Origin of the sequence: Streptomyces sp. ISL-10 (genome assembly GCF_018614575.1) — a bacterium.
GTDB lineage: Bacteria > Actinomycetota > Actinomycetes > Streptomycetales > Streptomycetaceae > Streptomyces.
In genome coordinates, this window is sequence record NZ_JAGGOJ010000032.1 from 141,519 (window position 1) to 163,247 (window position 21,729).

General features: G+C 68.0%; 21 protein-coding genes and 2 pseudogenes. 15 read left to right on the plus strand and 8 right to left on the minus strand.

Annotated features, from left to right (window positions below; all coding sequences use genetic code 11):
- Positions 1–20 precede the first annotated feature (20 nt).
- Positions 21–311, plus strand: a complete 291-nt coding sequence (locus J7E88_RS29890; protein WP_308307657.1) for a transposase — start codon at positions 21–23, stop codon at positions 309–311.
- Here the strand turns inward: J7E88_RS29890 and J7E88_RS36460 are convergent.
- Positions 295–690, minus strand: coding sequence for a GNAT family N-acetyltransferase (locus J7E88_RS36460; protein WP_308307658.1), 396 nt, complete (start codon positions 688–690; stop codon positions 295–297). The two genes, J7E88_RS29890 and J7E88_RS36460, sit on opposite strands and share 17 nt — an antisense overlap.
- A gap of 387 nt (positions 691–1,077) precedes the next feature.
- Between J7E88_RS36460 and J7E88_RS29900 the strand changes: the two genes are divergently transcribed.
- On the plus strand, positions 1,078–1,803 hold the full coding sequence (locus J7E88_RS29900) for a hypothetical protein (RefSeq protein ID WP_215186560.1): 726 nt from the start codon (positions 1,078–1,080) through the stop codon (positions 1,801–1,803).
- Positions 1,804–2,330: 527 nt separating this feature from the next.
- On the opposite strand, the gene J7E88_RS29905 is transcribed toward J7E88_RS29900, so the two are convergent.
- Positions 2,331–3,047, minus strand: coding sequence for an SDR family oxidoreductase (locus tag J7E88_RS29905; RefSeq protein WP_215186562.1), 717 nt, complete (start codon positions 3,045–3,047; stop codon positions 2,331–2,333).
- A 143-nt stretch (positions 3,048–3,190) separates the two neighbouring features.
- On the opposite strand from J7E88_RS29905, the gene J7E88_RS29910 reads away from it, so the two are divergent.
- Positions 3,191–4,138 (plus strand): AraC family transcriptional regulator, encoded by a 948-nt coding sequence (locus tag J7E88_RS29910; protein ID WP_215186564.1) that lies wholly within the window; start codon positions 3,191–3,193, stop codon positions 4,136–4,138.
- A gap of 299 nt (positions 4,139–4,437) precedes the next feature.
- Positions 4,438–5,565 (plus strand): annotated as a pseudogene (locus tag J7E88_RS29915) (IS701 family transposase).
- A 534-nt stretch (positions 5,566–6,099) separates the two neighbouring features.
- Here J7E88_RS29915 and J7E88_RS29920 read toward each other — a convergent pair.
- Positions 6,100–6,831, minus strand: coding sequence for a DUF4386 domain-containing protein (locus J7E88_RS29920; RefSeq protein WP_215186566.1), 732 nt, complete (start codon positions 6,829–6,831; stop codon positions 6,100–6,102).
- A 132-nt stretch (positions 6,832–6,963) separates the two neighbouring features.
- On the opposite strand from J7E88_RS29920, the gene J7E88_RS29925 reads away from it, so the two are divergent.
- The 3 genes from J7E88_RS29925 to J7E88_RS36465 all read left to right on the plus strand — a co-directional run bounded on the left by J7E88_RS29925 (position 6,964) and on the right by J7E88_RS36465 (position 9,057).
- A complete protein-coding gene (locus tag J7E88_RS29925) occupies positions 6,964–7,674 on the plus strand; it encodes a TetR/AcrR family transcriptional regulator (protein WP_215186597.1) in 711 nt (236 codons plus the stop codon).
- Positions 7,675–7,854: 180 nt separating this feature from the next.
- Complete coding sequence (locus J7E88_RS29930; RefSeq protein WP_215186568.1) at positions 7,855–8,016, plus strand: transposase; 162 nt, start codon at positions 7,855–7,857, stop codon at positions 8,014–8,016.
- 423 nt (positions 8,017–8,439) lie between these two features.
- Positions 8,440–9,057, plus strand: a complete 618-nt coding sequence (locus tag J7E88_RS36465; protein WP_251023408.1) for a transposase — start codon at positions 8,440–8,442, stop codon at positions 9,055–9,057.
- A 43-nt stretch (positions 9,058–9,100) separates the two neighbouring features.
- Here J7E88_RS36465 and J7E88_RS29940 read toward each other — a convergent pair whose 3' ends face one another.
- Both J7E88_RS29940 and J7E88_RS36470 read right to left on the minus strand, forming a co-directional pair.
- Positions 9,101–9,607, minus strand: coding sequence for a hypothetical protein (locus J7E88_RS29940; RefSeq protein ID WP_251023409.1), 507 nt, complete (start codon positions 9,605–9,607; stop codon positions 9,101–9,103).
- A gap of 180 nt (positions 9,608–9,787) precedes the next feature.
- Positions 9,788–10,246 carry a TraM recognition domain-containing protein gene (locus tag J7E88_RS36470; RefSeq protein WP_251023410.1) on the minus strand — a complete coding sequence of 153 codons (459 nt, stop codon included), beginning with the start codon at positions 10,244–10,246 and terminating at the stop codon, positions 9,788–9,790.
- Between the two features lie 626 nt (positions 10,247–10,872).
- On the opposite strand from J7E88_RS36470, the gene J7E88_RS29950 reads away from it, so the two are divergent.
- The 3 genes from J7E88_RS29950 to J7E88_RS29965 all read left to right on the plus strand — a co-directional run bounded on the left by J7E88_RS29950 (position 10,873) and on the right by J7E88_RS29965 (position 13,274).
- Positions 10,873–11,373, plus strand: coding sequence for a hypothetical protein (locus J7E88_RS29950; protein WP_215186570.1), 501 nt, complete (start codon positions 10,873–10,875; stop codon positions 11,371–11,373).
- A 922-nt stretch (positions 11,374–12,295) separates the two neighbouring features.
- Positions 12,296–12,670: a transposase gene (locus tag J7E88_RS29955; RefSeq protein ID WP_215186572.1), complete on the plus strand. Its 375-nt coding sequence runs from the start codon at positions 12,296–12,298 to the stop codon at positions 12,668–12,670.
- 112 nt (positions 12,671–12,782) lie between these two features.
- On the plus strand, positions 12,783–13,274 hold the full coding sequence (locus J7E88_RS29965; protein ID WP_215186576.1) for a hypothetical protein: 492 nt from the start codon (positions 12,783–12,785) through the stop codon (positions 13,272–13,274).
- 180 nt (positions 13,275–13,454) lie between these two features.
- Here the strand turns inward: J7E88_RS29965 and J7E88_RS29970 are convergent, their stop codons facing one another.
- On the minus strand, positions 13,455–14,315 hold the full coding sequence (locus J7E88_RS29970) for a DUF6233 domain-containing protein (RefSeq protein WP_215186578.1): 861 nt from the start codon (positions 14,313–14,315) through the stop codon (positions 13,455–13,457).
- Positions 14,316–14,915: 600 nt separating this feature from the next.
- Between J7E88_RS29970 and J7E88_RS29975 the strand changes: the two genes are divergently transcribed.
- Both J7E88_RS29975 and J7E88_RS29980 read left to right on the plus strand, forming a co-directional pair.
- On the plus strand, positions 14,916–16,040 hold the full coding sequence (locus tag J7E88_RS29975; RefSeq protein WP_308307659.1) for a PP2C family protein-serine/threonine phosphatase: 1,125 nt from the start codon (positions 14,916–14,918) through the stop codon (positions 16,038–16,040).
- Positions 16,041–16,149: 109 nt separating this feature from the next.
- Positions 16,150–16,398 carry a hypothetical protein gene (locus J7E88_RS29980; protein ID WP_215186582.1) on the plus strand — a complete coding sequence of 83 codons (249 nt, stop codon included), beginning with the start codon at positions 16,150–16,152 and terminating at the stop codon, positions 16,396–16,398.
- Positions 16,399–16,609: 211 nt separating this feature from the next.
- Here the strand turns inward: J7E88_RS29980 and J7E88_RS29985 are convergent.
- A pseudogene (locus J7E88_RS29985) lies at positions 16,610–17,961 on the minus strand (ISL3 family transposase).
- Between the two features lie 169 nt (positions 17,962–18,130).
- On the minus strand, positions 18,131–18,964 hold the full coding sequence (locus tag J7E88_RS29995) for a universal stress protein (protein WP_215186583.1): 834 nt from the start codon (positions 18,962–18,964) through the stop codon (positions 18,131–18,133).
- 464 nt (positions 18,965–19,428) lie between these two features.
- Between J7E88_RS29995 and J7E88_RS30000 the strand changes: the two genes are divergently transcribed.
- The 3 genes from J7E88_RS30000 (at position 19,429) to J7E88_RS30010 (ending at position 21,633) form a co-directional block, all read left to right on the plus strand.
- Positions 19,429–19,848, plus strand: coding sequence for a hypothetical protein (locus J7E88_RS30000; protein WP_308307660.1), 420 nt, complete (start codon positions 19,429–19,431; stop codon positions 19,846–19,848).
- 277 nt (positions 19,849–20,125) lie between these two features.
- Positions 20,126–21,006 (plus strand): IS5 family transposase gene (locus J7E88_RS30005; RefSeq protein ID WP_215186599.1). Its coding sequence is split into 2 segments (ribosomal slippage): positions 20,126–20,486 and positions 20,486–21,006, totalling 882 coding nucleotides; the frame shifts between segments, so codons are not numbered across the junction.
- 120 nt (positions 21,007–21,126) lie between these two features.
- A complete protein-coding gene (locus J7E88_RS30010) occupies positions 21,127–21,633 on the plus strand; it encodes a DUF6624 domain-containing protein (protein ID WP_215186584.1) in 507 nt (168 codons plus the stop codon).
- Positions 21,634–21,729 lie beyond the last annotated feature (96 nt).

Sequence of the window (21,729 nt, forward strand, 5' to 3'; positions counted from 1 at the left end):
CGCGTACCCGGCCAGGTCGGGTGCGCGCCGACAAGGCGTACGCCTCCCGGAAGAACCGCGCTCACCTGCGGCGGCGCGGGATCCTCTGCACCATCCCGGACAAGGCCGACCAGGCCCGCAACCGCAAGAAACGCGGTTCGCGCGGCGGCCGGCCGCCGAAGTCCGACCCGCAGGACTACAAGGCTCGGCACGCGGTCGAGTGCGGTATCAATCGCCTCAAGAGGCACCGGGCCGTGGCCGCGAGGTACGACAAACTCGCGGTCCACTACGAGGCCACTGTCCTCGTTGCCGCCATCAACGAGTGGTTGTGACGCACTGGTCCGACGACAGCTCGAACACCCGTACTCGCCGACCCCCGGTGGGATTGACCGTCTCACGGACCGGATGCATCCCCAGTTTGGTCATGATCCGTTCGGAGGCGTCGTTGCCCACTTGAGTGGTGCTGGCGATCCGCTCCAGCCCTCGCTCTTCGAACCCGAACCGTACAGCGGCCGCAGTGGCCTCGGTGGCCAAGCCCTGCCCCCAGTGGGAACGTCCCAGCCGCCAGCCGACCTCGTAGCACGCCGCGTAGTGGATGGTGCTCTGGAAGAGAGCTTGGCCGGACAGCTGCCAGCGCACGTTGACCGTGCACCACTCGTGGTCCCAGAGGCGGTACGCGCGGGCATCGGTCACCTCCCAGGGCTCAGCCACAACATCGTGGGGAAAGACCCATCCCAGGGCTACCATCCCGGGCACCGCCGCGACGAAGGAGCCCGGCTTCATGACCGCGGGGAAGCTTGCGGTTGCCGGGGCATGCTGCAAGTCACCCCACCGGGACAGCGCCTCGCCACGGGCATGCACTGCGTAGCGCGCAGCAGCTCCCACAGCGCCTCCTCGTCGACGGTGACAGGGGGCGCGAACTGGCTCAGTACGCCGTCCAGGTTCGTCAGGTGCACCGCGATGCGGGCATGGAACCTGGCTATCCCCTCGAACCACGACTCGACCTGCTCAACCGTCAGCTCATCGGCACACAGAAACACCAACGAGCCCCACACGACATCCGTCACGCAGATGCGGTTGCAGGATTAGGCTGACCGGATGACAGCTGATCGCACAGCAGCCAAGTACCGCCGCATCCTCGCCCTGGCCGGCGCGGCCGGGATCGCCCTTGCCGGGAGCGCCTGTTCCTCGTCCGGGAGTTCCGGCGGGGCCGCCTCGGGCGGTGAGAGGCTGTCCTACGACCGGGTCGCCTCGACGGCGAAGCAGCTGACGAGTACGTCGGCCTGCCCGTTCGGCCTAGACCCGGCGGCGGCGCTGAAGGCGGCCGGTGCCGAACGGACCGTCACCACGGCGGCGTCCGGCGGCGACCCCGCGGCTCAGGGGACCGTCGACCCGGGCCGGCCGGCTGAGGCCTGGCCCAGCGGGCAGCCCACGCCGTCCGGGCTCCCCTCCAACCCCGCCGTCCCGCCGCACACGTCCGTCGTCTGCAACTTCACGGCTTCGGAAGCCCCGGTGGAGATCGACCTCGTGGCCGCGTCCGAGGGCGGGGTGGCGGTGAACCTGGCGCTGCCGCAGATCGCCCGCCTCGGCACCCTCCGCGCCGACGAGGTGATGGCGTTCTCCAAGGACAGGCCCGGGATCGGCCAGACCAGGGTCACCCCGGGCCGGGGCACGGTCGCCGTCGCACGGGTGGCGGTGGCGGGCAAGGGCGACTTGGCGCTCGTGGTCTCCCAGGGATGGCCCGTCACCAAGGCGGACCCAGCCCTGGCCGGCGAGTCGCTCAGGAAGGTCGCCGAGGCACTCGCGGCCCAGCTGCGGCCCTAGGCGGCGCCGACAGGCGACCCGCCGCGCACGGCTCGCCGCCCGACCGGAGCGAGCCGGTGCGGTACCCGGGAGGGCCGAACCGGAGGTCGCCAGGGCCCGCGACCGGGGCCGCCTCGGAGCCCCGGGTGGCTCCGAACGAGTACCACGACTCGACCTGCTCAACCGTCAGCTCATCGGCACACAGATACACCAACGAGCCCCACACCACATCCGTCACGCAGATGCGGTTGCAGTATTAGTACTGCAACGGTCTTTGCCGTGACGGTTGGGCGGTTTCGGGTGGTGCGTGGCCGCGTCGTTTGTAGTGGCTGATGCGGGCTTGGTGTTGTCGTCGGCGGCGCCAGTGTGACCAGTGCAGGACGTGGTCGATGGGTGCTGGCCGGCCGCGAGTGAGGCGGTGGATCAGATTCGGGCCGGGCGGTTCGGATCCGCACGTCTGGTCGGCCTTGCCTCGTCGACTGCCGCGGCAAGGAGCGCGTCGCGTCGGTGCGGCGTTGCTCCGTTGGCTGTCATGCGTGGCGCCTATGTCACACCAGCGCCGCGCCGCCGTCTACCGCGAGTGTGGTGCCGGTGACGTAGGCGTTGGACAAGACCAAGAGATAGGCCGCCGCGGCTTCCTCGGCAGTGCCGACACGCCGCGTGAGCAGCTCGGACCCGGCGCCCTGGAGGAAAGCCTCCGGGTCCGGGACACTGCCGTCCCACAGCTCGGTGCGGATCACACCGGGCTGGATCACGTTGACGCGCAGAGGGGCGAGTTCGACGGCGAGTGCCCGGGACAGGGCCTCGATGCCGCCGGTGATACCTGCCGTGAGCGCGGTCCCGGACAGGGGGCGGATCGCGAGGACGCCGGAGCTGAAGGTGATCGAGCCGCCGTCGCGCAGTCGCGGTGCAGCGTACTTGGCGGAGAGGAACGCCCCCCAGAACCGGCGCTCGAAGACGGCCCTGGCCTCCTGCGGGGTGGTGTCGACCAACGGCTTGATCAGCAGAGATTCGCCCGCGGTGTAGACGAGGTGGTCGAACTCCCCGACCTGCTCGAAGAACGCGGCGATGGCGTTGCCATCTGCGACGTCCAGGCGGCGGCCTTCGGCCGGCTCGCCCAACCGCTTCGTCGCGGCGTCCACGCGGTCCTGATTGCTGGAGGCGACCACGATGTCCGCGCCAGCCGCCGCGGCCTGTTGGGCTACCGCGAAGCCGATGCCGGAGGTTCCACCGATGATCACGATCTTCTTGCCAGCCAGAGACATGGGATCCATTCCTTCGTCGATGCAGTGCCGGGGTTCGGCAACCGCCATGGCAAGAACGTACGCCTCCGCATCGAGACGGTGAATGACTTGAGATCTCGATTCCCTGTCATATCGTCTTGCCATGCAGGCACTAGAGTGGTGCTATGGACATCCTGAGCGACACACTCGAAGTCCTGCGGACGGGACGCCCTATGGTGACTCGCACCGACGCGCACGCCCCGTGGGCCCTGAAGTTCCAACCCATCTCAGGAGCCGGATTCCACGTGGTCGTGGAAGGACACTGCCACCTGCTGCCACCGCACGGCCAACCGCTCGCGCTCGGACCCGGCGACATCGTGTTCCTGCAGCGCGGCAGCGGACACACCCTGTGCGATGTGCCGGGCCGCGACCCGGTGGACTTCGTACCGGAGCGCGTGGACCGTTCCTCGCCGATCGGCCGGGTCACCGCGGACGGACCGGGGCCGCACACGGTGCTGGTGTGCGGCGCGTACGCGATCGACGTTGATCGCCCGCATCCGCTGTTCAGCGATTTACCGGAGGTCATCCACCTCCCCGCGGTTCCGGGCCGCCACCCGGTGCTGCGCTCGGCGGTCGATCAGCTGTGCGCCGAGTTCCACGCGCCGCAGCCGGGCTCGGACGCGGTCGTCACGGCGCTCATCGATCTGCTGCTGCTGTACATCCTCCGGTCGTGGTACGCCGAACTGCCGAAGGAGCGGACCCGGGGTTGGACGTCCGCGCTGACCGACCCGGCAGTCGCCCCGGCCCTGAAGGCGATCCACGACGATCCCGGCCACCCCTGGACCGTGGAGTCGCTGGGCACCCGCGCCGGGCTGTCCCGCGCGGCGTTCGCCCGCCGCTTCGCCTCGGTGGTCGGCGAGCCGCCGTTGACCTACCTGACCAACTGGCGGATGGCCACCGCGGCACGGTTGCTGCACCAATCGCCGGCCCCGCTGAGCACAATCGCGCAGCACACGGGGTACACGTCGGAGTTCGCCTTCGCCAAAGCTTTCAAACGACACTTCGGATCGCCGCCGGGGGCCTACCGCAAGCAGGTCAAGACGGCAGGCGACGAACCAGGCGGATACAACTGACGGTGAGGGCCAGGACATCACCGCAGCGGATTGGGAAGCGGTGGTCGCTGCCGATCCCCGGCCTCGCGGTGGCCCCGATGTGGTGGAGCGCCGGGCGGATCGTGTCCAAGAACCCAGCGATGCGGTGATCGCGACGATGCGCGAGGTAGGTTCTGCAGGCGAAGGTCCAGGTTGACGACGGCGATTACCACGACGCCTGATACGTGCGGCCATCGCGAGACAATCAAGGGTTTGTGTGGACTCTTGAAGATCGTGCGGTGGCCGCGGGCCGTAGCGTAGACCCTGCTCGATGGCAGGCGTTGTTCGACCACGTCACGGCTCGGATTGCGGGCCTGTTCGGTCGAGTGGAATCTCGGGCACCGCGGCCCGCGCCAATCTGCTCGGGTTGCTGTCCGGGGCCGAGCGCAAGAACTGCTGGCAGCTGGCGGAGCACGCCGGCCATAGCCGTCCCGGTCCGATGCAGCGGCTGCTGCGGTCCGCCTGTTGGAACGCGGTGCGGCGCGCGACGAGGTCCGCCGCTACGTCGTGGACCATCTCGGCGCCGGTGACGTTGTTTTGATCGTGGATGAGACGGGCTTCCTGAAGAAGGGTTGTGTTCGGCGGGTGTCCAGCGGCAGTACACCGGAACCGCCGGGCTGATCGAGAACAGCCAGGTGGGCGTCTTCCTCGCCTATGCCTCCAGTAGAGGGCGGGCGTTGATCGACCACCGTCTCTACCTGCCCGAACCCACATGGAGCCGGGACTCCGAGCGGCACCGCAAGGCCGGAGTACCCGAGGACGTCGTCTTAACGACCAAGCCCCATCTCGCCCTGCAGATGATCGAGCAGGCGTTGGACGCCGGAGTGAGCACGTCGTGGGTGACCGGCGACGAGGCCTACGGTCAGGACCCTGGCCTGCGGGCCGGGCTGGAGGCCCGCGGGGTCGGCTACGTGCTGGCGGTGTCCTGCGCGACCAGAGTGCGGATCAACCAGGGCCGCACGGCGATCCGCGCGGACGAGGCCGCCTTTCGCCTGCCCGCCTCGGCCTGGCACCGGCAGAGCGCCGGCTCCGGGGCGAAGGGGCCCCGCTACTACGACTGGGCCTGGGTGCACATCGGCACTGACGAGCACCGCCACCTGCTGATTCGCCGCAATCCCACCACCGGCGAGCTCGCCTTCCACCTGTGCTGGTCGCCCCGGATCGTGCCGCTGTCGGAGCTCGTGCGCGTCGCCGGTACTCGCTGGTGCATCGAAGAGTGCTTCCAGGCGGCCAAGGGTCAGGTCGGCTTGGACCGCTACCAGGTTCGCAACTGGACAGCCTGGCACCGGCACGTCACCCTGGCCATGCTCGCACTCGCGTTCCTTGCCGCGGCAGTCGACGACGCGAGGCCGACGAGAGACGTGCGGATCCGAACCGCCCGGCCCCAAGCGGAGACCCGGTCGACCTGACCGTCCCGGAGATCCGCCGCCTGATCGGCGCACTGTTCAGCCCGTCGATCACAGCCCTGAACGCACTCCTGCACTGGTCGAACTGGCGCAGAAGCCACCAAGCTTCGGCACGTCGCAGCCATTACCGGCAGCGGCTCTCCGCCCTCTCCAGCGCGTAGATCGCGAAGTCACGCTGGAGCATTATCTGCCAGTTCCGTGTCTGATCGGATTCGCAGGCGAGACGACCAGGCCGACCCCGCCTGCCGCATCTGGATGCTCCCGAGAGGGCGACCTGACCGGCGGCCTGACCGCTGGGATGGAGAACTGTCAAAGGTGCCGAGGCCGTTTTCGTCCGGTCCTTCGGGAGGCCAGGTCAGGCCAGGTCATGGCTCGGCCGGCCGCGGCGACGAGTTCGTTCGTTGCGGCGATGGCGGCCTCGCGGCTGGAGGCCAGGACGGGGTGGCGTTGCGCAGGTTGAACGCGGCCAGGGCAACTCGGCGAGCCGGCTCGGCGAGGGACTGTTCCAGGACGGAGACTGCGACCAGTGGCGATCCGTCACCCGGCTGCGGGGTGCGTGGCGACGCGGCTTTTCCCCTCACTGTCCCCGTCGAGGAGGGCAGCCGGTGTGAACCCCTTGACGATGAGCCAGACGGCAAGACTCACTTCCCATGCGAACACGGGGATCGCCGCGACCGACCCCGCCACGGAAATCTGCTCGTACAGCCCGAACATGACTCCGGTCGCCGACGCGCAGATCAACGCGCCCCCTACGATTCCCAAGACGGCGATGAACCGTGGGACGAGCCTGGCGCGGTACATCAACCATGCCAGGACCAGCGAGTTCGCTCCCAGGATGAAGTTGGGCCCCATGAGGAACGTCCAGTCATGGATGGCCACCAGGGTCTGGCCGGCTGTGACGAGCGAGGTGGCATCACTGTCCGCCGCTCCCTCGAAGTCCCGCCGCAGCTTCACCACCGACAGAACGCTGATGATGCCCACGATGATGACGGCGGCTTCGAGGAGGCGGGCGCACACATAGCCCAGCGCCGCCCCCTCGTTCTGCTTTTTGAGGACCGGAAACAGCACGACTCCCGTGCCCACGACGGCCGCCGCGAGGACGATCTCGAACAGTGCGCCGAGGAACACCCGCGTGTCGGCGCCGGGGCCGACGATGTAGCCCGCGTCCTGCAGAACGGGGCCGTACAGCGCGAGCCCGCCGATCGCGGCGACTTCTGTGAGAAGGAAGAACGCTCCCGCGACGACTGCGGTTTTTCTGGTTGGTACCACCAGGACCCACCCCCAAAGAAAGGTGTACGGCGTACACCGAAGGCTCACGGTAGGTGTACGACGTACACTCGTCAAGCGGTGCGCGGATATGGTGCGCGGAAACGGCGGATCACTGAGGGGGCTGGCGGCGATATGGCTCAGCGGGCGAAGGCGGTGCGCCGCACCCCTCTGACCAGGGACCGGGTGCTGCGGGCGGCTGTCGCACTCGCCGATGGCATCGGGATCGAAGCGCTGAGCATGCGCAAGCTCGCGCAGGAGCTGGGCGTGGTGCCCATGGCTCTCTACAAGCACGTCGCGAACAAGGAGCAGCTCTTGGACGGCATGGTTGATGTCGTCATGGGCGAGATCGATCCGGCGGTTCCGGGGTCCGACTGGAAGGGCGCGGTTCGCCAGAGGATCCTTTCGGCGCGACGTGCTTTCCTCGGACATCCATGGGCGGCTCAGGTGATTCAGTCGCGAAGCAGCCCGACGCCGGTCGTGCTCGCGTACATGGACTCTGTGATCGGTATGTTCCGGACCGGTGGGTTCTCCGTCGATCTGACGCACCATGTGATGCACGCTCTGGGCAGCCGGATGATGGGCATCACGCAGGAGCTGTTCGACGCTTCGCCCAGCCCCGATCCGCGAGCGCAGTCGGCCGCGCCCCAGGAGGGCGCGGGGGAGTTCCCGTACGTGATGGAGCTGGCCGGCGCGGTGGCTCATGACGAGGGGTCCGTGGTGGGTCAGGGTTGTGACGATCAGTTCGAGTTCGAGTTCGCGCTGGACCTTCTCCTGGACGGGTTCGAGAGGCTGCGGCAGCAAGGGTGGTCCTCTGCAGGCCGCTTGCAGGACAAGGGCCGATGACATCGGGCGGGCTGCCGGTTGTGGCGGCGTAGGGATGATTCTGTGACTGCTGGTGTCGGCGGTCGTTGGATGAGGCGTGAGTGCTCGTCGTCTATACCGCTGATGTCTCCGATGCGCGCTGGGCTTTGATCGAACCGGTACTTCACCGCCTGGCGAACCGGCCCTGGCACGACGGCCCGGGTGCACGATCTGTGGGAGCTCGTCAACGCGATCCTCTACGTCAGCCGCACCGGCATCCCGTGGGAGCACTTGCCGCGCGACTTCCCGCCGTACAAGACGGTCTACGCCTGTTACGCCCAGTGGGAAGCGGACGGCACCACCCAGCAGGTCCACGACCTGTAACGGACAAGCCCCGCCGAACTCACGCCCCGTTGACCAGTTGCCTCAGCACTCCCAAGAAGCCGTATCTCAACTGATCTTGGAACCTGCAAGTCGAACGGAGTTCCTGGTCGGATGATCTTCCGGCCGTACGCGCATGAAGGCAGGGCCCCCTGGTAGCTCGGGGTGCGACCCCATTCCGAGCGGTTCCCGGAGGCCCTGTTGTCGTTGTTGCACGCGCTCGAGCTCGTTCACTTCAACTCGCCCGCCGTGTCGTGAGATTGCCTCGCGCACGTGTACGGCAACGCGGCCGATCATCCGACCGGGTGCGCCGGTATCCCTCGGACATGACGGACGCAGAGTGGGCGGAGGACCGGCCTTTGCTGCCGGGTTCCGGCCTGGCTCCAGGGTAGAGGCGGGCAGCCCGAGGGCTATTGCCACCGCCAGATGCTGGACGCAATCCGCTACTTGGTCGCGGGCGAGGGCTCGTGGCGAGCGATGCCCGCGGACTTCCCCGCCTGGGGCCGCGTTCACGCCTTCTTCCGCCGCTGGCGTGAGCACGGGCTGATCGCCGCCTGGGGCCGCTTTTACGCCTGCTTCGAGTTCCATGAGCGGCTGCACGGGACGGACCGTGAACGCGAGGGCCGTGAGGCCGAGTCCACGGCGGGGATCATCGATGCGCAGTCGGTGCGGGCCGCCGCGACAGTCCCGGCCTCCTCACGCGGCTACGCCGGCGGGAAGAAGGTGCCCGGGCGAAAGCGGCACATCGTGACCGACTGCCTCGGCCTGCTCCTGGTCGTCGCGGTCACCGCCGGGGGCAGGAGCGACAGCACGGTGCCGAGCATTGGCCACCCACTCCAGACTCCTAGAGATGGGGATTGGCAAGGATCGACTGCCGGCGTACGTGCATGCCGACGGCTGGCCACATGGTGGGGAATGGGGCGTGCGGCGTCCCGGTCGAGGTCGCGGTGCGGACGCTCGCGGAGGGGGTCGAGACGTGTTCACACCGACGACTGCGCCTCAGTGCAGCTTGCCCCACTGCTGCCGGGGTGTCTGCCATGCTGAACTGCTCGGTAGTCGTGGTTGACCAAGGTCAACTGAGAATTGGTCACTCACGTTGAGGGCCTACACCGACTCCCGGCGGCCCGGCTTCGGTGATCTTCTTTCGGTAGGCGGGGTCAGTGCCCCAGACCGTCCTGGACTTTTGCTGGTGGTACCCGTTGGTGCACTCGCCGAGCCACATGCGGCCGATCCGCTCGATGCCACGGGACCAGGCGTCATGCCATAGGTAGGGTCCGGCGGCCGCGTCCTCCTCATTGCCGTATGCCGACTCCCAGCCGGTCCACAGCGCTGTCAGCTCGGCCACGACGGCGCCGGGCTCCCACCAGCAGGCATGCGGGAGTTGCTCGTTGGTCAGCTCATACATGTCGGCCACGCGGATAACCCACGCGGTGAACTCGCCGCACAACGCCTCGCGTTCGGCCTCCTGGACCTTGTGCCACGTGATCGGGGCGGCGGGGACGCGCGCGCTGTCGCTGCCTCCGTCCTCACCAGACGCGCCCTTCTTCGACGCGCCGCGCACGGCACCGGCGTTGTCAAGTCGGGCCAGGCGCACGGTGGATCCGTGAGTTCGCTGTTGATGGACTCGAGCGCATCGAAGAGCGGGCCAAGCGGATCGTCGTCCTGGCGGTGGGGCTGCGCAGGCCTGGGGGACGGGCCTTCCTCCAGGCGTGCAATACGCCGTGCGAGACTCACCAGCTCTTCGTGCATGGCCTGCAGGACGCCCTCGGGCCACTCAGCTGCCGGCGGCATGGCTGTTCACCTTCCTGAGAGCTTCCTTGGTGGCCTCGCTGATTTCCTTGGCGCGGGGGCCTTCGTGGATCCGCTCGAACTTGACCCGGGTGACCGGGGTGCGGCGGTGGACGACCAGGTCCTCGCGCTCCTTGATCTGCCGGATGTCGCCGGGCTCGAGTACTGCCCTGCGCCGGGTGGAAATGCTGATCGAGGCGCGGTCGCCGTCATCGCTGATCGACTCGGTGTCTTCCTCGAACTCGCCGGCCAGTTGGCTGTATGTCTTCAGCTCCTGCTCGTCCGAGACACCACCCAAAATGCCCTTGACGGTGGCGGCGGCGAACATCTTCCTGACGCCGAGCTCTCCCCATCTCTCGTGGGTTTGGGCAAGGTTCTGCAGCACGGCGACCACGAAGATGTTCTGGCTGCCGGAGACGGACACGAGCGAGGGGATCTGCGGCAAGGGGGGCCACGTTGGCTGGCTCGTCGCCGAGGAGCGCGAGCGGCGGGTCCAAGCGGCCGTTGGGCATCCGGGCCGCGATCACGGTGTCGAGGATGGCCCGGCTGAACGCCGCCATGATGGGCGCCAGGCTGGAGCCCTCGTCCTGCTCGCCGATGAGGAAAACGGTGCCGCCTTCGGTGAGCCACTTCGTAATGGAGAAGTTCTTCTCCTCTTGGGGGACTTGCCGAAAATCGCGGCGACCTTCTGGTAGCACAGGGCGAGAATGCTCTGCTCGGCGGTGCGCCAGCTCGCCGTCCGCTCCTCAGGCGCCGCAGCATGCTGGGCGGCCAGGGCGCGGGCGAGGTTGGGCTGGTTATGGGAGGACGGGATGTCGACCGGCTGTCGTTCGGTGGGGGCGGTGGCCCAGCGCAGGATGTCCTGATCACGCTCAAGGCCCTTACCTACGCCCCGACCGGTGGGATCGTCGCCGCGCTGACCAGACGACACCTCCCGACGGCGCCTGCACAAGAAGGCGCTACAGCTTCGACGACAACAGCAACCGGACCGCCCTGGCCACCGCCGCCAGCCACGTCGGCACAGCCTGCACCTCCACCGGAGCAACGGCTATCTCCAGCAGCTATGACAGCGTGGACCGGCTGATCGCCACGGGTATCGTCTACGATGCCTTCGGCCGCACCACTACCCAGGCCTCCGGTGCCACAGTCGGCAATTACGCCAACGACCTCGTCCGGCAGCAGACAGCGGGCACGAGCCGCCAGACTTGGAGCCTGGACGCGGCCGGACGCCTGGCCAGCTGGACCACGGAAACGGGCGACTCCGGCACCTGGAGTCCAACCGGCGCGAAGACCAACCACTACGGAAACGGCCGGCGACAGCCCCGACTGGATCAAGGAGGCTACCGCAGGCACCATCACCCGCAACGTCCGAGGCATAGGCGGCACCATGGCAGCTACCACCACTGGCACCGGCGCCGTCATCTTGCAGCTCGCCGACATCCACGGCAGCAACGTTCCCGTGAAACCGCCACCGGAGCCATCCTCATGGGCGTCCGCCTCTACGACAGCGTCGTCGTACGCTTCCTCAGCGTCGACCCGGTGTACGGCGGCAATGCGAACGCTTACATATAGCCAGCTGACCCGGTCAACAAGTACGACCTGGACGGTCGCCACGTCATCAAGAATTACAACAAGACCTCACTGAAGTGCGGCTACTGGAGCTGCACACTGAAGCTGAGTCGCACGAAGACAGAGCGATTCATTGACACCCTGAACGGTGCTCCAAATCTTGGGGCTATGGGTAGCGCCATCGCCGCACTCGTCGGAGGCATCAGCGTGGGTAGGGCTGCACTCATAGCAGGTGTCGTCTGGGCCGCAGCAGATTTCTACGCCTGGTACCTGGGATATCTACTGAAGTGGTATTCCGGGCGCGGAACCAAGATAGTCGCCACGTATTACTACGGGTCCCACTATGCATGGCATCAGTAGTCCGTAGTTCTGATCTCCAGGAGGTGTGTTGTGCCTAGAAGACCCATCCTTTCCTCACGGGCAGGGAAGCTATCTCTCCTTTCCCTCCTAACGGGTGTAGCGATTTGGTCCTGGGAGCTCATCCAAACGTGGTCGACCGGGCATGAATGCAATGCGGGCGGAGGAAGGCTCACCGATACGGGCTGGATGTTCCTGATCGCCGCTGGCTTGTTCGCCCACAAGCATCACTGGCGGAGCGTACGGCGGGAGTAACCCCCCGGCGAGACAGCTGAAGTATCACTCAGCGCGCGAACCCTGAGTTCGAACGCTGAGACATAAATCGTTGGCAGTGGGACGGAGACCTCCGTCTCACTGCCAACTATGGTTAACCCAGGCAACGCCGGACGGCTGAGTATGCGATCAAAACCTGTGAGATCTTGGGTCCCGATTCGTGTCACGCATTCTCGCTCGAGTGGCCGCCCGCCTGGTGGAACCGTCGAGCCTGCTTGGTTGATTGAAAGCGATCTGAGATGACTATGCGGCGACTGTCTGTAATAATCGTGATTCCCTTGCTACTTCTGTTGGGATGTTCGGAAAGCGAATCCGCACAGCGCGCTACGCCCGCTGGGACGCCGATGCCGTTCGCGACGACCTGCGTGCCTACGCCGTCGAACACCTCGGCACCGATGGTGGCGTGCTGATCGTGGACGAGACCGGCTTCGTGAAGAAGGGCCACGCCTCGGCGGGCGTGCAGCGGCAGTACACCGGCACCGCCGGGCGCATCGAGAATTCCCAGGTGGGTGTATTCCTCGCCTACGCCACAAGCCGGGGGCGGGCGCTGGTCGACCGTCGGCTCTACCTGCCCGAGCAGTCCTGGTGCGGCGATCCCGAGCGCCGCCAGACGGCCGGGATACCCGAGACGGACCGTTTGCGACCAAACCCCGCCTGGCCTGGGAGATGATCGCCGCCGCGCTGGAGACCGGGGTGAAGGCATCGTGGGTGACCGGCGACGAAGCCTACGGGCAGGACCCGCAGCTCCGTGCGCCCTGGAGACACGCGGCACCGGCTACGTGATGGCCGTCGCCTGCTCGATGCGGGTGCGGATCAACAACGGCCGCACCCCTGTCCGCGCGGACACCGTCGCCGGCCGCCTGCCCGCCACCGCCTGGCAGCGCCAGAGTGCAGGAAACGGCGCGAAGGGCCCGCGCCATTACGACTGGGCCTGGATCCACACGGGCACCGGCGAACACCACCACCTGCTCGTCCGCCGCAACCGCACCACCGGAGAACTCGCCTTCTACCTGTGCTGGTCACCCGCCACGGTCACCCTTGCGGAGCTGGTCCGCGTCGCCGGTGTCCGCTGGAGCGTCGAAGAGTGCTTCCAGGCCGCCAAGGGCCAGGTCGGACTCGACCACTACCGGGTCAGGCACTGGACCTCAAGGCACCGGCACATCACGCTCGCCATGCTCGCCCTGGCTTTCCTGACCGCCGTCGCCGCCGCACGGCCCCCAACCCGTCCGGCGATCCGCACCACCCCGCCAGCAGCCGCGACACGATCAAGCTGACCGTCCCGGAGATCCGCCGCCTGCTCGCAGCCGTCTTCAACCCACCAGCCCTGTCAGCAACCGGGCTGCTGCACTGGTCCAACTGGCGTAGACGCCACCAGGCAACAGCCCGACGCAACCACTATCAACGGCGGTCCCGCGACGAACCTGCTGGATAGATCACGAAACCGCACTGGAGTACTAATCCAACATCCCAAGCTCGGAGTCGGGTCGGCGGAACTGGCACGCCTCCACGTTCTCGGTGAGCAGCCGGCGTGCCTCGATCGTGGATACAGCCTTCGCTCGCTTCGCCATGCGGCGATCCCCGACGTGGACCTCGAACGGCCGGGGGTCCTGCCCGATGCCGCGGGAGATCACGAAGCCGGGATCCATCGGCTGCAGCCTCCCCTCGGGGCCGGGCCGCGGCCGCAGCGCGCCGCTCCTCCCCGGCGATCCGCCGGTCGGTGCCACTCGGCATCCTCGCCGCCGTCGCGTGCCAGCGGTTCGAGAAGCCGCAGCACGGCGTGCGCCTCTCCCGCAGTGAGCAGGGGCTCGCCGTCGCCGGGGAGGTCGATCAGCTGGTGGAGATCCGTGCCGGGTCAACGCCACGCAGATGGTGCCGGTCACGACGAAGCCGGCGGCCATGGGTAGCGGGAGCGCGCCTCCATCCGGGAAACCCCCGGGGGAGAGGAGGCGGGCGCGCCGGTCATCTCCAGCCGCTCGCTCTGTGCTCGAACCGAAGTCCTGCTGCCGCGTCGGCGGCGCCCGGAGGGCATCCGCAAGGGGCGGACGGGGCGATATCGGGTGCTTTTCGGCGGCCTTGGTGACCTCGACCGCTGGTGACATCGCTGGCTTCGTCTCGCTCTTGAGTGTCTGGCGGGCCTTGACGAGGTCTTCGCCGTTCAGCGAATCCCAGAAAGAATGCGTGGCGATGCGGATGGGCAGGTCGGTGCACTCCATCCGCAGTCGCTTCACTGCCTGCTTCTGCTCCTCGGTCCAGCCGGGGCTGTCCTCGCGGCCGCCCGCGACCTCGCCGGTGTGCGGGTGCTCCTGCCCGGCCATCCGGGCGTCGGCTCCACGTTCCACGGCAGCGTGCGGCACAGGGCAGCCGGCTCGGAAGTCGCCTGGTGGAGACGGGTCTGCGCGGCGCGCCGGTCGTCGGGGAAATCGCTTCCGGCCATGGTCGCAATCATATGTCCGTTCGATTCCGTGTGGCGGTCGACGCACGACAGGTGTGACGTCGATTGGGATTGAGCGCTTCACTTGGCGGCTGAGTGCTTCAGCTGGCGGGTGAGCGCCGGGTGGCGAGCCTGGAGGCGTACTCGCTGGGTCCGGCAGCCGCGCAGGTAGCGGCCTTAGGCGGCGGGCTCTCGAGCAAACGAACGGTGAATGCGAGCCGTCCGTCCTGCTTGCGGTGCTCACCGGCTGAAGGCGGTTGGTCGATGTGAGAGGCGATGGAGCCGAGGTGCGGCGCCCGGGGCACCGTAGCGCTGCGGGAGGTGTCGGCCCAAGGGCCCCGGACGCCCGGGGAGCGAAGAGTGGAACAGTCGACTTCAGCGAGGCAGGCTTGTACCCATGCGGACGCTCTTCCGCCTATCTCCTCCGCCCGGAGCGGGCGGTCATAGCCGGGCCCTTTTCCGAGTCGCGCAGTGCGTGCCGTTCGTGATCATACTGTTCGGGCTGGGGATCGAGCTCTCGCCTGCGCACGATATCTACACCGGCCCTCTCCTCGTCGCGATGCCGGCACTGGCTTCGCTGACGATGGGCCCGAAAGGCACCCTCTCGGCAGCGGCTGGAGCGCTGGCCGTCAGCCTGACTACCACCACGCTGCACGAGGCGTGGGGTGGCATGCTGATCTACAGCAATCTCCTGGGCCTCCTCGTGGTGTCCGTGGCCAGTGTCATCACGAGTAAGACTGTGCGCGCGCGCAGGCAGAGCGAGCTCGACCAGGTTCGCCGGGTCGCCGTGGCAGCACAAAGAGTCCTGCTGCGGCCCGTACCGGCCCGGCTGGGTCCGGTGCGGGCGGCCAGCATGTATCTCGCGGCTGAGACGGGAGCGCAGATCGGCGGCGATCTGTACGAGGCCGTACAGACCCGGTACGGGGTCCGGATGATCGTGGGGGACGTCCGTGGCAAAGGGCTGCCTGCTGTGGGTTTGGCTTCAGCCGTGCTAAGCGCGTTCCGGGAGGCCGTGCACTATGAGGACGACCTGGTGGAGGTGGTGAACCACTGCGCGGCTGCGCTGCACCGGGAGCGAGCTGCGCCGGGTGCAGTCGATCAGGACGAGAGGGAAGACCAGGCGGAGGATTTCGTCACTGTGCTCGTGGCTCAGGTGCCCGACGGCTTCGAAGTCCAGGTGGTCAATCGCGGACATCCGGCTCCGTTGCTGCTGCGCCAGGGCGAGGTTCACGCCCTGATGCCGAGCTCACCACTGCCACCCCTGGGCCTGGACGACTTCATCACCGGTCTTCCCGCCAAGGCGGAGAGCTTTCCGTTCGCACCTGGTGACCGTCTGCTGCTGCACACCGACGGCGTGATGGAAGCCCGCAATTCCGACAGGGAATTCTTCGCCTTGGCCGAGGCCATGGCAGCGGTGCCCACCTGCACGCCGCCGCAGTTCCTGGAACAACTCCACCGGGCGTTGATCCGTCACACCGGGGGCCACTTGGCGGACGATGCGGCGATGCTCGTCGTTGAGCGGCTCGACGAAGAAGCAGGCAACAAGCAGGCGGCGCAGCTGCTGCCTCCTGAAGTGACAGACCGCATTGATCTTCCGGACACGTCCTGAGCGCGGTGCTTGGCGAAACCCGCCGACTGCAGCGCTCAGTCACATCGATCTACGGAGTGCCGTTGCCGGTGGGTGGACTGGTCCTTGCGCGCGGCCCGGGCACCGGTGCGTGCGCCGGTGTGCGCAGGAGGCCGCATTTGACTTCCATATCGCCGGCCGCATCCTCGGCCACAAGACGCTGACCACCACCCAGGTATACCTCGCCGTCTTCCAGGACGAGCTGGTGCGGACCTACCGGGGCTTCCTGGACCGGCGCAGGGCCGACCGACCACAAGAGGAATACCGCGAGCCGACCGAGCAGGAGTGGCGCGACTGCCAGCAGCACTTCAAGCTGTGCAAGGTGTCCCTCGGCACCTGAGGCCGCTCCTACAGAACCCCCTGCAGGCAGGAACACGCCTGCATCCGCTGCCGGTCCTGCAGATCGGGCCCCGCCAACGACGCACCTCATCGAGACTGGGGAGCCGGTGGTGCGGGTGCCGTCGTCCTTCCCCGCGGGATCGTGCCCATGATCGGGAGTTACACCGAACGATTGGCTCTGGCCCGTAGTCGGTGGTGACGCCGGGTGTCCGTCAGGGCAGGAGGATGCGGTGGCGGAGGAGGTCGAATCTGGCGCGTCCGTGCATCTGTCTCATGATCCTCTTGGTGCGGGTGTTGACGCCTTCGGTGCGGCCGTTGTGGTAGGGCAAGGTGAGGCCGGCGTTCACGGCGGGCCGGTCGATTTCGAGGCCGTTGGTGAAGCTGCGCAGGTGGGGCAGGTCGACGGCACGGGCGGCCGTGATCCACTCGGTGAGTTTCACGTCGTTGCCCTCGCCCGGTTTCAGCAGGGCGGCGAAGCCGCCTACGAGAGACCCTGATTGAGGTAGCGGACCAGGAGGTTCGCGCTGCCGGTGTAGCCCAACTCCCGGATCTCTTCGAGGAGGTGGGTGACAGCAACTGCCGGTTCGGCCGCGCGGCGGGCGCGCAGATGGTGGCGGTAGGGGTCGACGAGGGTGGGCCGGTAGGCGGGGGCGATGCGCAGGGCCTGGGGTTCGGCCATGCGGGCATAGCGTTTGACGGTGTTCAGGGCCAGGCCCAGGCGGCGGGAGCAGTCGAGCAGGCCGACGCCCTGGCCGAGGAGGTCATGGATCTTGTTCCAGCGTTCGCGGGTGGTCTGCTCGCGTACTCCACCGGGGCGGGGCGGGTTGATGGTGGCCCAGCAGCCGGTGTGCGCGCGGACCTCGAGCTGGACTTTGTCACAGAGGCTTCTCCAGAGGTGCCATCGGTCGCTGACCTGCACCGTGTCGGGCAGGGCGCGGCGGATGGCCTCGGCGTAGGTGGCCGAGCCGTCGCGGCACACGACCTCGACACCAGGATGTTCGCGCAGCCAGGACTCCAGGGTGGCCCTCTCGCGGTCGGGCAGGACCGCGACGCGTCGGCCGGTTTCGGCATCCGTGATGATCGTGGCGTAGCGGTGGCGGCGGCGCAGGGCGAGATCGTCCACGCCGATCACCCGTGGGACCGCCTGCTGCGGCAGCGGCAGGCGTCGCAGATAGCGCAGTGCGGTACTGCGGGAGACGGGCACGGCCAGCAGGCCGGCGAGGCGTGCGGTCGCCCGGCCGCATAACTCCCGCGCCACCTGGGATATCTGCCAGGCAAGCCGCACCGTGCGGCGCTGATGGCGCTCCAGCAGTCCGGGAATCTGCTCGCGGAAGGTCTGCCGTCGGCAGCCCAGGACCGGACAGACCAGCCGCCGTACGCGCAGGTGGACGACGACCTGGCGGCCGTCGACCGGCACGTCCGTCACCGTCCGGCAGTGATACCCGTGCCCAGCGCAGGATCGCGTGCTGGATCGTGGTGCGGGGCTGCCCGCTGAGGACGCTGAGCTGGTCGATCGGGTCCAGGCGGCTGGACCTGGCTGATCAGCGCCGCCGACGGAACTGATGGGTCCGCAGGGTGAGGGCCGGCGTCGGGCGAATGATCGTGAGGCCCTGGCAGCGATCATCTTCGTGGCGTCGGGCTGCACGTGGCGCGGCCGCCAGAATCGGGGCCCCAAACTGCAGACGGGTGAGTAGGAGAGCCGAGGTTGCCTGCGAGCGTCGCACGGTCTGGCTTCAGGGGTGGGCGATCACGGCGACCGGTGAGGAGCAGTGGTGGATCACCGCGTGGGCGACATGGCCGATGTGCGGGGCCAGCGGGGAGCGCCGCTCGCGTCGGCCGACGACTACCAGTTCGGCGCCGGCAGCCTCGTGGATCAGTACGGTGTCCGCCGCGCCCATGACAGGGCGCTCCACGACGGTCACCGACGGATGGGCGCGGCGCCACGGCAGCAGTTCGGCGTGCAGTTCCTCGGTGACGTTGCGTGCCACCTCGGTCTTCAGCGCGACAGGAAGCGTCCAGCCATGTATGGCACGCAGCGTGCAGCCCCGCCGTTCCGCCTCGGCAAAGGCGAAACCGAGTACGGCGTCCTGCGGCTCGCCGAGATCGGTGCCGACCACAACATCACCACCGGGCACGGTTCCGTGCTCCCGTACGAGAACCACGGGCGTCCGGGCGGCCCCGACGGCTGCCATGCCCACGGACCCCATCAGGACACCCGAGACCGTGCCGAGCCCGCGCGATCCCAGCACCAACAGCTCCACCTCTTCCTCCGACGCTTCCACCGCCAGCGCGGCGGCGGGTCTGCCGGAAAGTCGGCGCGTCTCGACCCTGAGCCCGGGATGCTCTTGCCGCACTGCGTCGCCGACGCCGTCGAGAAGGTCGTCTGCCCAGCGGCGGTGATCCGCCCGGTCGATCGTCGGCACCGCCACGGCCAGCGGAAGCGGCCACTCCTCGACGTGCACAAGGCGAAGCCTGGCGTCCCGCAGGACTGCCTCCCACGCGGCCCAGCCCGCGGCCGCCCTGCTCTCCGCCGAACTGTCCACCCCCGCGGAAACGACAGCAGTCATGGTGCCCTCCTCCGTGACCCGCACCTCCAGCCTCCCGCACCGGTGCCGTTTCGGCGCCTGCATGCCGGACGGGGGGCTGCGGCGCCCGTCCGCGGGCCCATTCGGAGCCAGGTCCCGTGGGGGGAGGTGGGTGGCGCTGTTCCGCCGAGCATGCGGGCCCCGGCGTACATCCCGCTGAAGGGTGGACGGTGCAAGCCTTGACCGTCTCAACGCGCTGCGTCGCTCGGCACGGGGCGAAGTGAGTCCGATGACGGGGGCTGGCGGGGAACACGGCCGGTCATGAGGATGGAGTTCACCATCCTGATGGGCAGCACCGGTGTCCCGGGGCGCAGCGCCGCAGGGCAGGCGCTTGGGGTGCGTGGTGGCAGGCACTGGAGACAGCGTGCCGGCCTCCGGTGCGGGCCGACGCGGAAGCGGAGGAGGCGGTCATGCGTGCGAGGGATCTTGCTGAGCCCTATCCGTTTGTGACCACGGACGACGAGGCGATGGCCGCGGCCCGGTTGCTGGCCGAACGGTCCCTGCCGGCCCTGCTGGTCCTCGATCGGGACGGGCAACCGTATGCGATCGTTCCCGGCTCCCAGCTCATCCGCCAGCTTCTCCCCTCTTATCTCGTCGACGCGCCGCGGCTCGCCGCCGCCGTGCCCGTCGTCGGCGGCGAGCTGGCAGAGCGGCTGGCTGGCCTCACGGTTGCCGAGTGGATGCCGCGCCGCCTGTACCCGCCGCAGGCCGCCGGGCCCGATGCACAACCCATAGAAGTCGCAGCCCTGATGGCGCGCTCCCACAGTCCGCTGGTGGCCGTCATCGAACGCGACGGTGATCAGGTGACGCTGCTCGGCACGGTCACGGCTGCCCGCCTCATGCAGCACTTCATCCGATCGGCGTGAGCCCGATCTTCAACGTGCGCCGGAGCGGTTCACCCCGGACAACGCACCAGTCGTCATCTCACTCACTCGAAGGTGGCGCGCCATACTTTTGCGCTTCCCGTGGACCTTGGCTGTGCTGCCTTCAGATCGTGCAGGCCGCCGTGACCTGACGCTGCTGTCGGTAGCAGGATGCGTCGTAGGCAACGATCTGAACCTGCCCAGCCACCTCCCGGCGAGTTGGTTAGGGCGTGTCCGGCGGATCATGTGACGTCTCGCGCTCTAGCGCGTTGGCATGTTCATGGGGCGGGGAGATCTTACGAACGAGGAATGGGCCCGACTGAAGCCGCATCTGCCCAAGACCGGGCAGCGAGGTGGGCGTTGGGCCAGTCACCGCAGGATCATCAACGGGATCCTGTATCGGAACCGGACTGGGGTGCCGTGGCGGGATCTGCCTGCGCGGTTCGGCAAGTGGAAGACCGTGTACGAGAGGCATAGACACTGGTCGGCGGACGGCACGTGGGACAAGATCTACGGGGCCGTCCTGGCCGACGCGGATGCCGAGGGCCGCATCGACTGGTCCATGGTGAGCGTGGACTCCACCACCTGCCGGGCCCACCAGCACGCCGCCGGAGCACGCAAGAAACCACCGCGGGTGCCGGGAAAAGACGCACGCCCCGACAGCACCGCCCCGATGAGGGACTCGGACGCTCTCGGGGCGGCCTCACCTGCAAGATTCACCTCGCCGGAGAAGGCAGGCGCCGCCCTCTGGCCTTGCTGATCACTCCGGGCCAGTGGGGCGACGCCCCGCATCTCATCCCCGTCATGGAACGCATCCGTGTCGGCCGGCTCGGCGGCGGACGCCCCCGCACCCGACCGGACCACCTCGGCGGCGACAAGGCCTATTCCTCGCGGCGTAACCGCCGCTACCTGCGCAGACGGCAGATCAAGCACACCACCCCCGAGCCGAAGAACCAGCGGGCGAACCGCCAACGCCGCAGCAGTAAGGGCGGGCGGCCCACCGGCTTCGACAAGACGGTCTACAAGCGCAGAAACGAAGTCGAGCGGACGATCAACGCCCTCAAGAGCTTCCGGGCCGTGGCCACGAGGTTCGACAAGCGTGTCTATGTCTTCCAGGGCACCGTGACCGTCGCAGCGATCCGGCTCTGGCTTCGGGGGTAGATCCATTATCTCGGTGCCGGGAGGCGCCTGTCACCGTTCTCCGGAATGATCTTTACACCCGATTTGCACCTCTAGGCTTGCAGGCGGACACAGAGCACGGATCTGACCTGGGAGTTGAGAGTGGCGCACGACGTTGCCGCACTGACGACGGAACTCACGGATATGGCTGCGGCCGATCACCAGTCCGCAGTCCGCGCGAACAGCGACGACCCGGCCGAGCAGCTGGCCTGGCGGCGGCTAACCGCCCGTCATGGTGACCGGCTCGGCGAGATCATGGACGAGTACGGCTGGCCGACGGCGGAACTGGTCGGTGAGAAGGCCGCACGCGCGGCATGGCTGATCGCTCAGCACGCCGACCGACAACTTGACGTTCAGCGTCGTGCCCTCCAGTTGATGCAGCAGGCGGTGGCGGAGGGCTCGGCCAGCCCGCGCGAGCTGGCCTTCCTGCGGGACCGCACGCTGGTCAACGAGGGCCGCAAGCAGGTCTACGGCACTCAGATCGCCGGTGTGAAGGACGGGGCACCGGTTCCGTGGCCCTGTGAAGAGCCCGAGCGTATGGACGAACTCCGTGGGGAAGTCGGTATCGAGCCCTTCGACGAGTACGTCGCCAAGTTCTCCATGGTCTGACGCCCCGTTTCCAGTCGCGTCCGGCGGATCATTGCCCGGGCTCGCCTGCCGCAGGCAATGATCTGCCGGACACGCCCTAGTGTCCTGCGCCAGAGA

Excerpts from the sequence above, each read along its gene's own strand:
- J7E88_RS29900 (WP_215186560.1), top strand. The coding sequence starts at position 1,078 with ATGACAGCTGATCGCACAGCAGCCAAGTACCGCCGCATCCTCGCCCTG.
- J7E88_RS29905 (WP_215186562.1), bottom strand. The coding sequence starts at position 3,047 with ATGTCTCTGGCTGGCAAGAAGATCGTGATCATCGGTGGAACCTCCGGC.
- J7E88_RS29910 (WP_215186564.1), top strand. The coding sequence starts at position 3,191 with ATGGACATCCTGAGCGACACACTCGAAGTCCTGCGGACGGGACGCCCT.
- J7E88_RS29925 (WP_215186597.1), top strand. The coding sequence starts at position 6,964 with ATGGCTCAGCGGGCGAAGGCGGTGCGCCGCACCCCTCTGACCAGGGAC.
- J7E88_RS36465 (WP_251023408.1), top strand. The coding sequence starts at position 8,440 with ATGCTGGACGCAATCCGCTACTTGGTCGCGGGCGAGGGCTCGTGGCGA.
- J7E88_RS29955 (WP_215186572.1), top strand. The coding sequence starts at position 12,296 with ATGTTCGGAAAGCGAATCCGCACAGCGCGCTACGCCCGCTGGGACGCC.
- J7E88_RS29965 (WP_215186576.1), top strand. The coding sequence starts at position 12,783 with ATGGCCGTCGCCTGCTCGATGCGGGTGCGGATCAACAACGGCCGCACC.
- J7E88_RS29970 (WP_215186578.1), bottom strand. The coding sequence starts at position 14,315 with ATGGCCGGGCAGGAGCACCCGCACACCGGCGAGGTCGCGGGCGGCCGC.
- J7E88_RS29995 (WP_215186583.1), bottom strand. The coding sequence starts at position 18,964 with ATGACTGCTGTCGTTTCCGCGGGGGTGGACAGTTCGGCGGAGAGCAGG.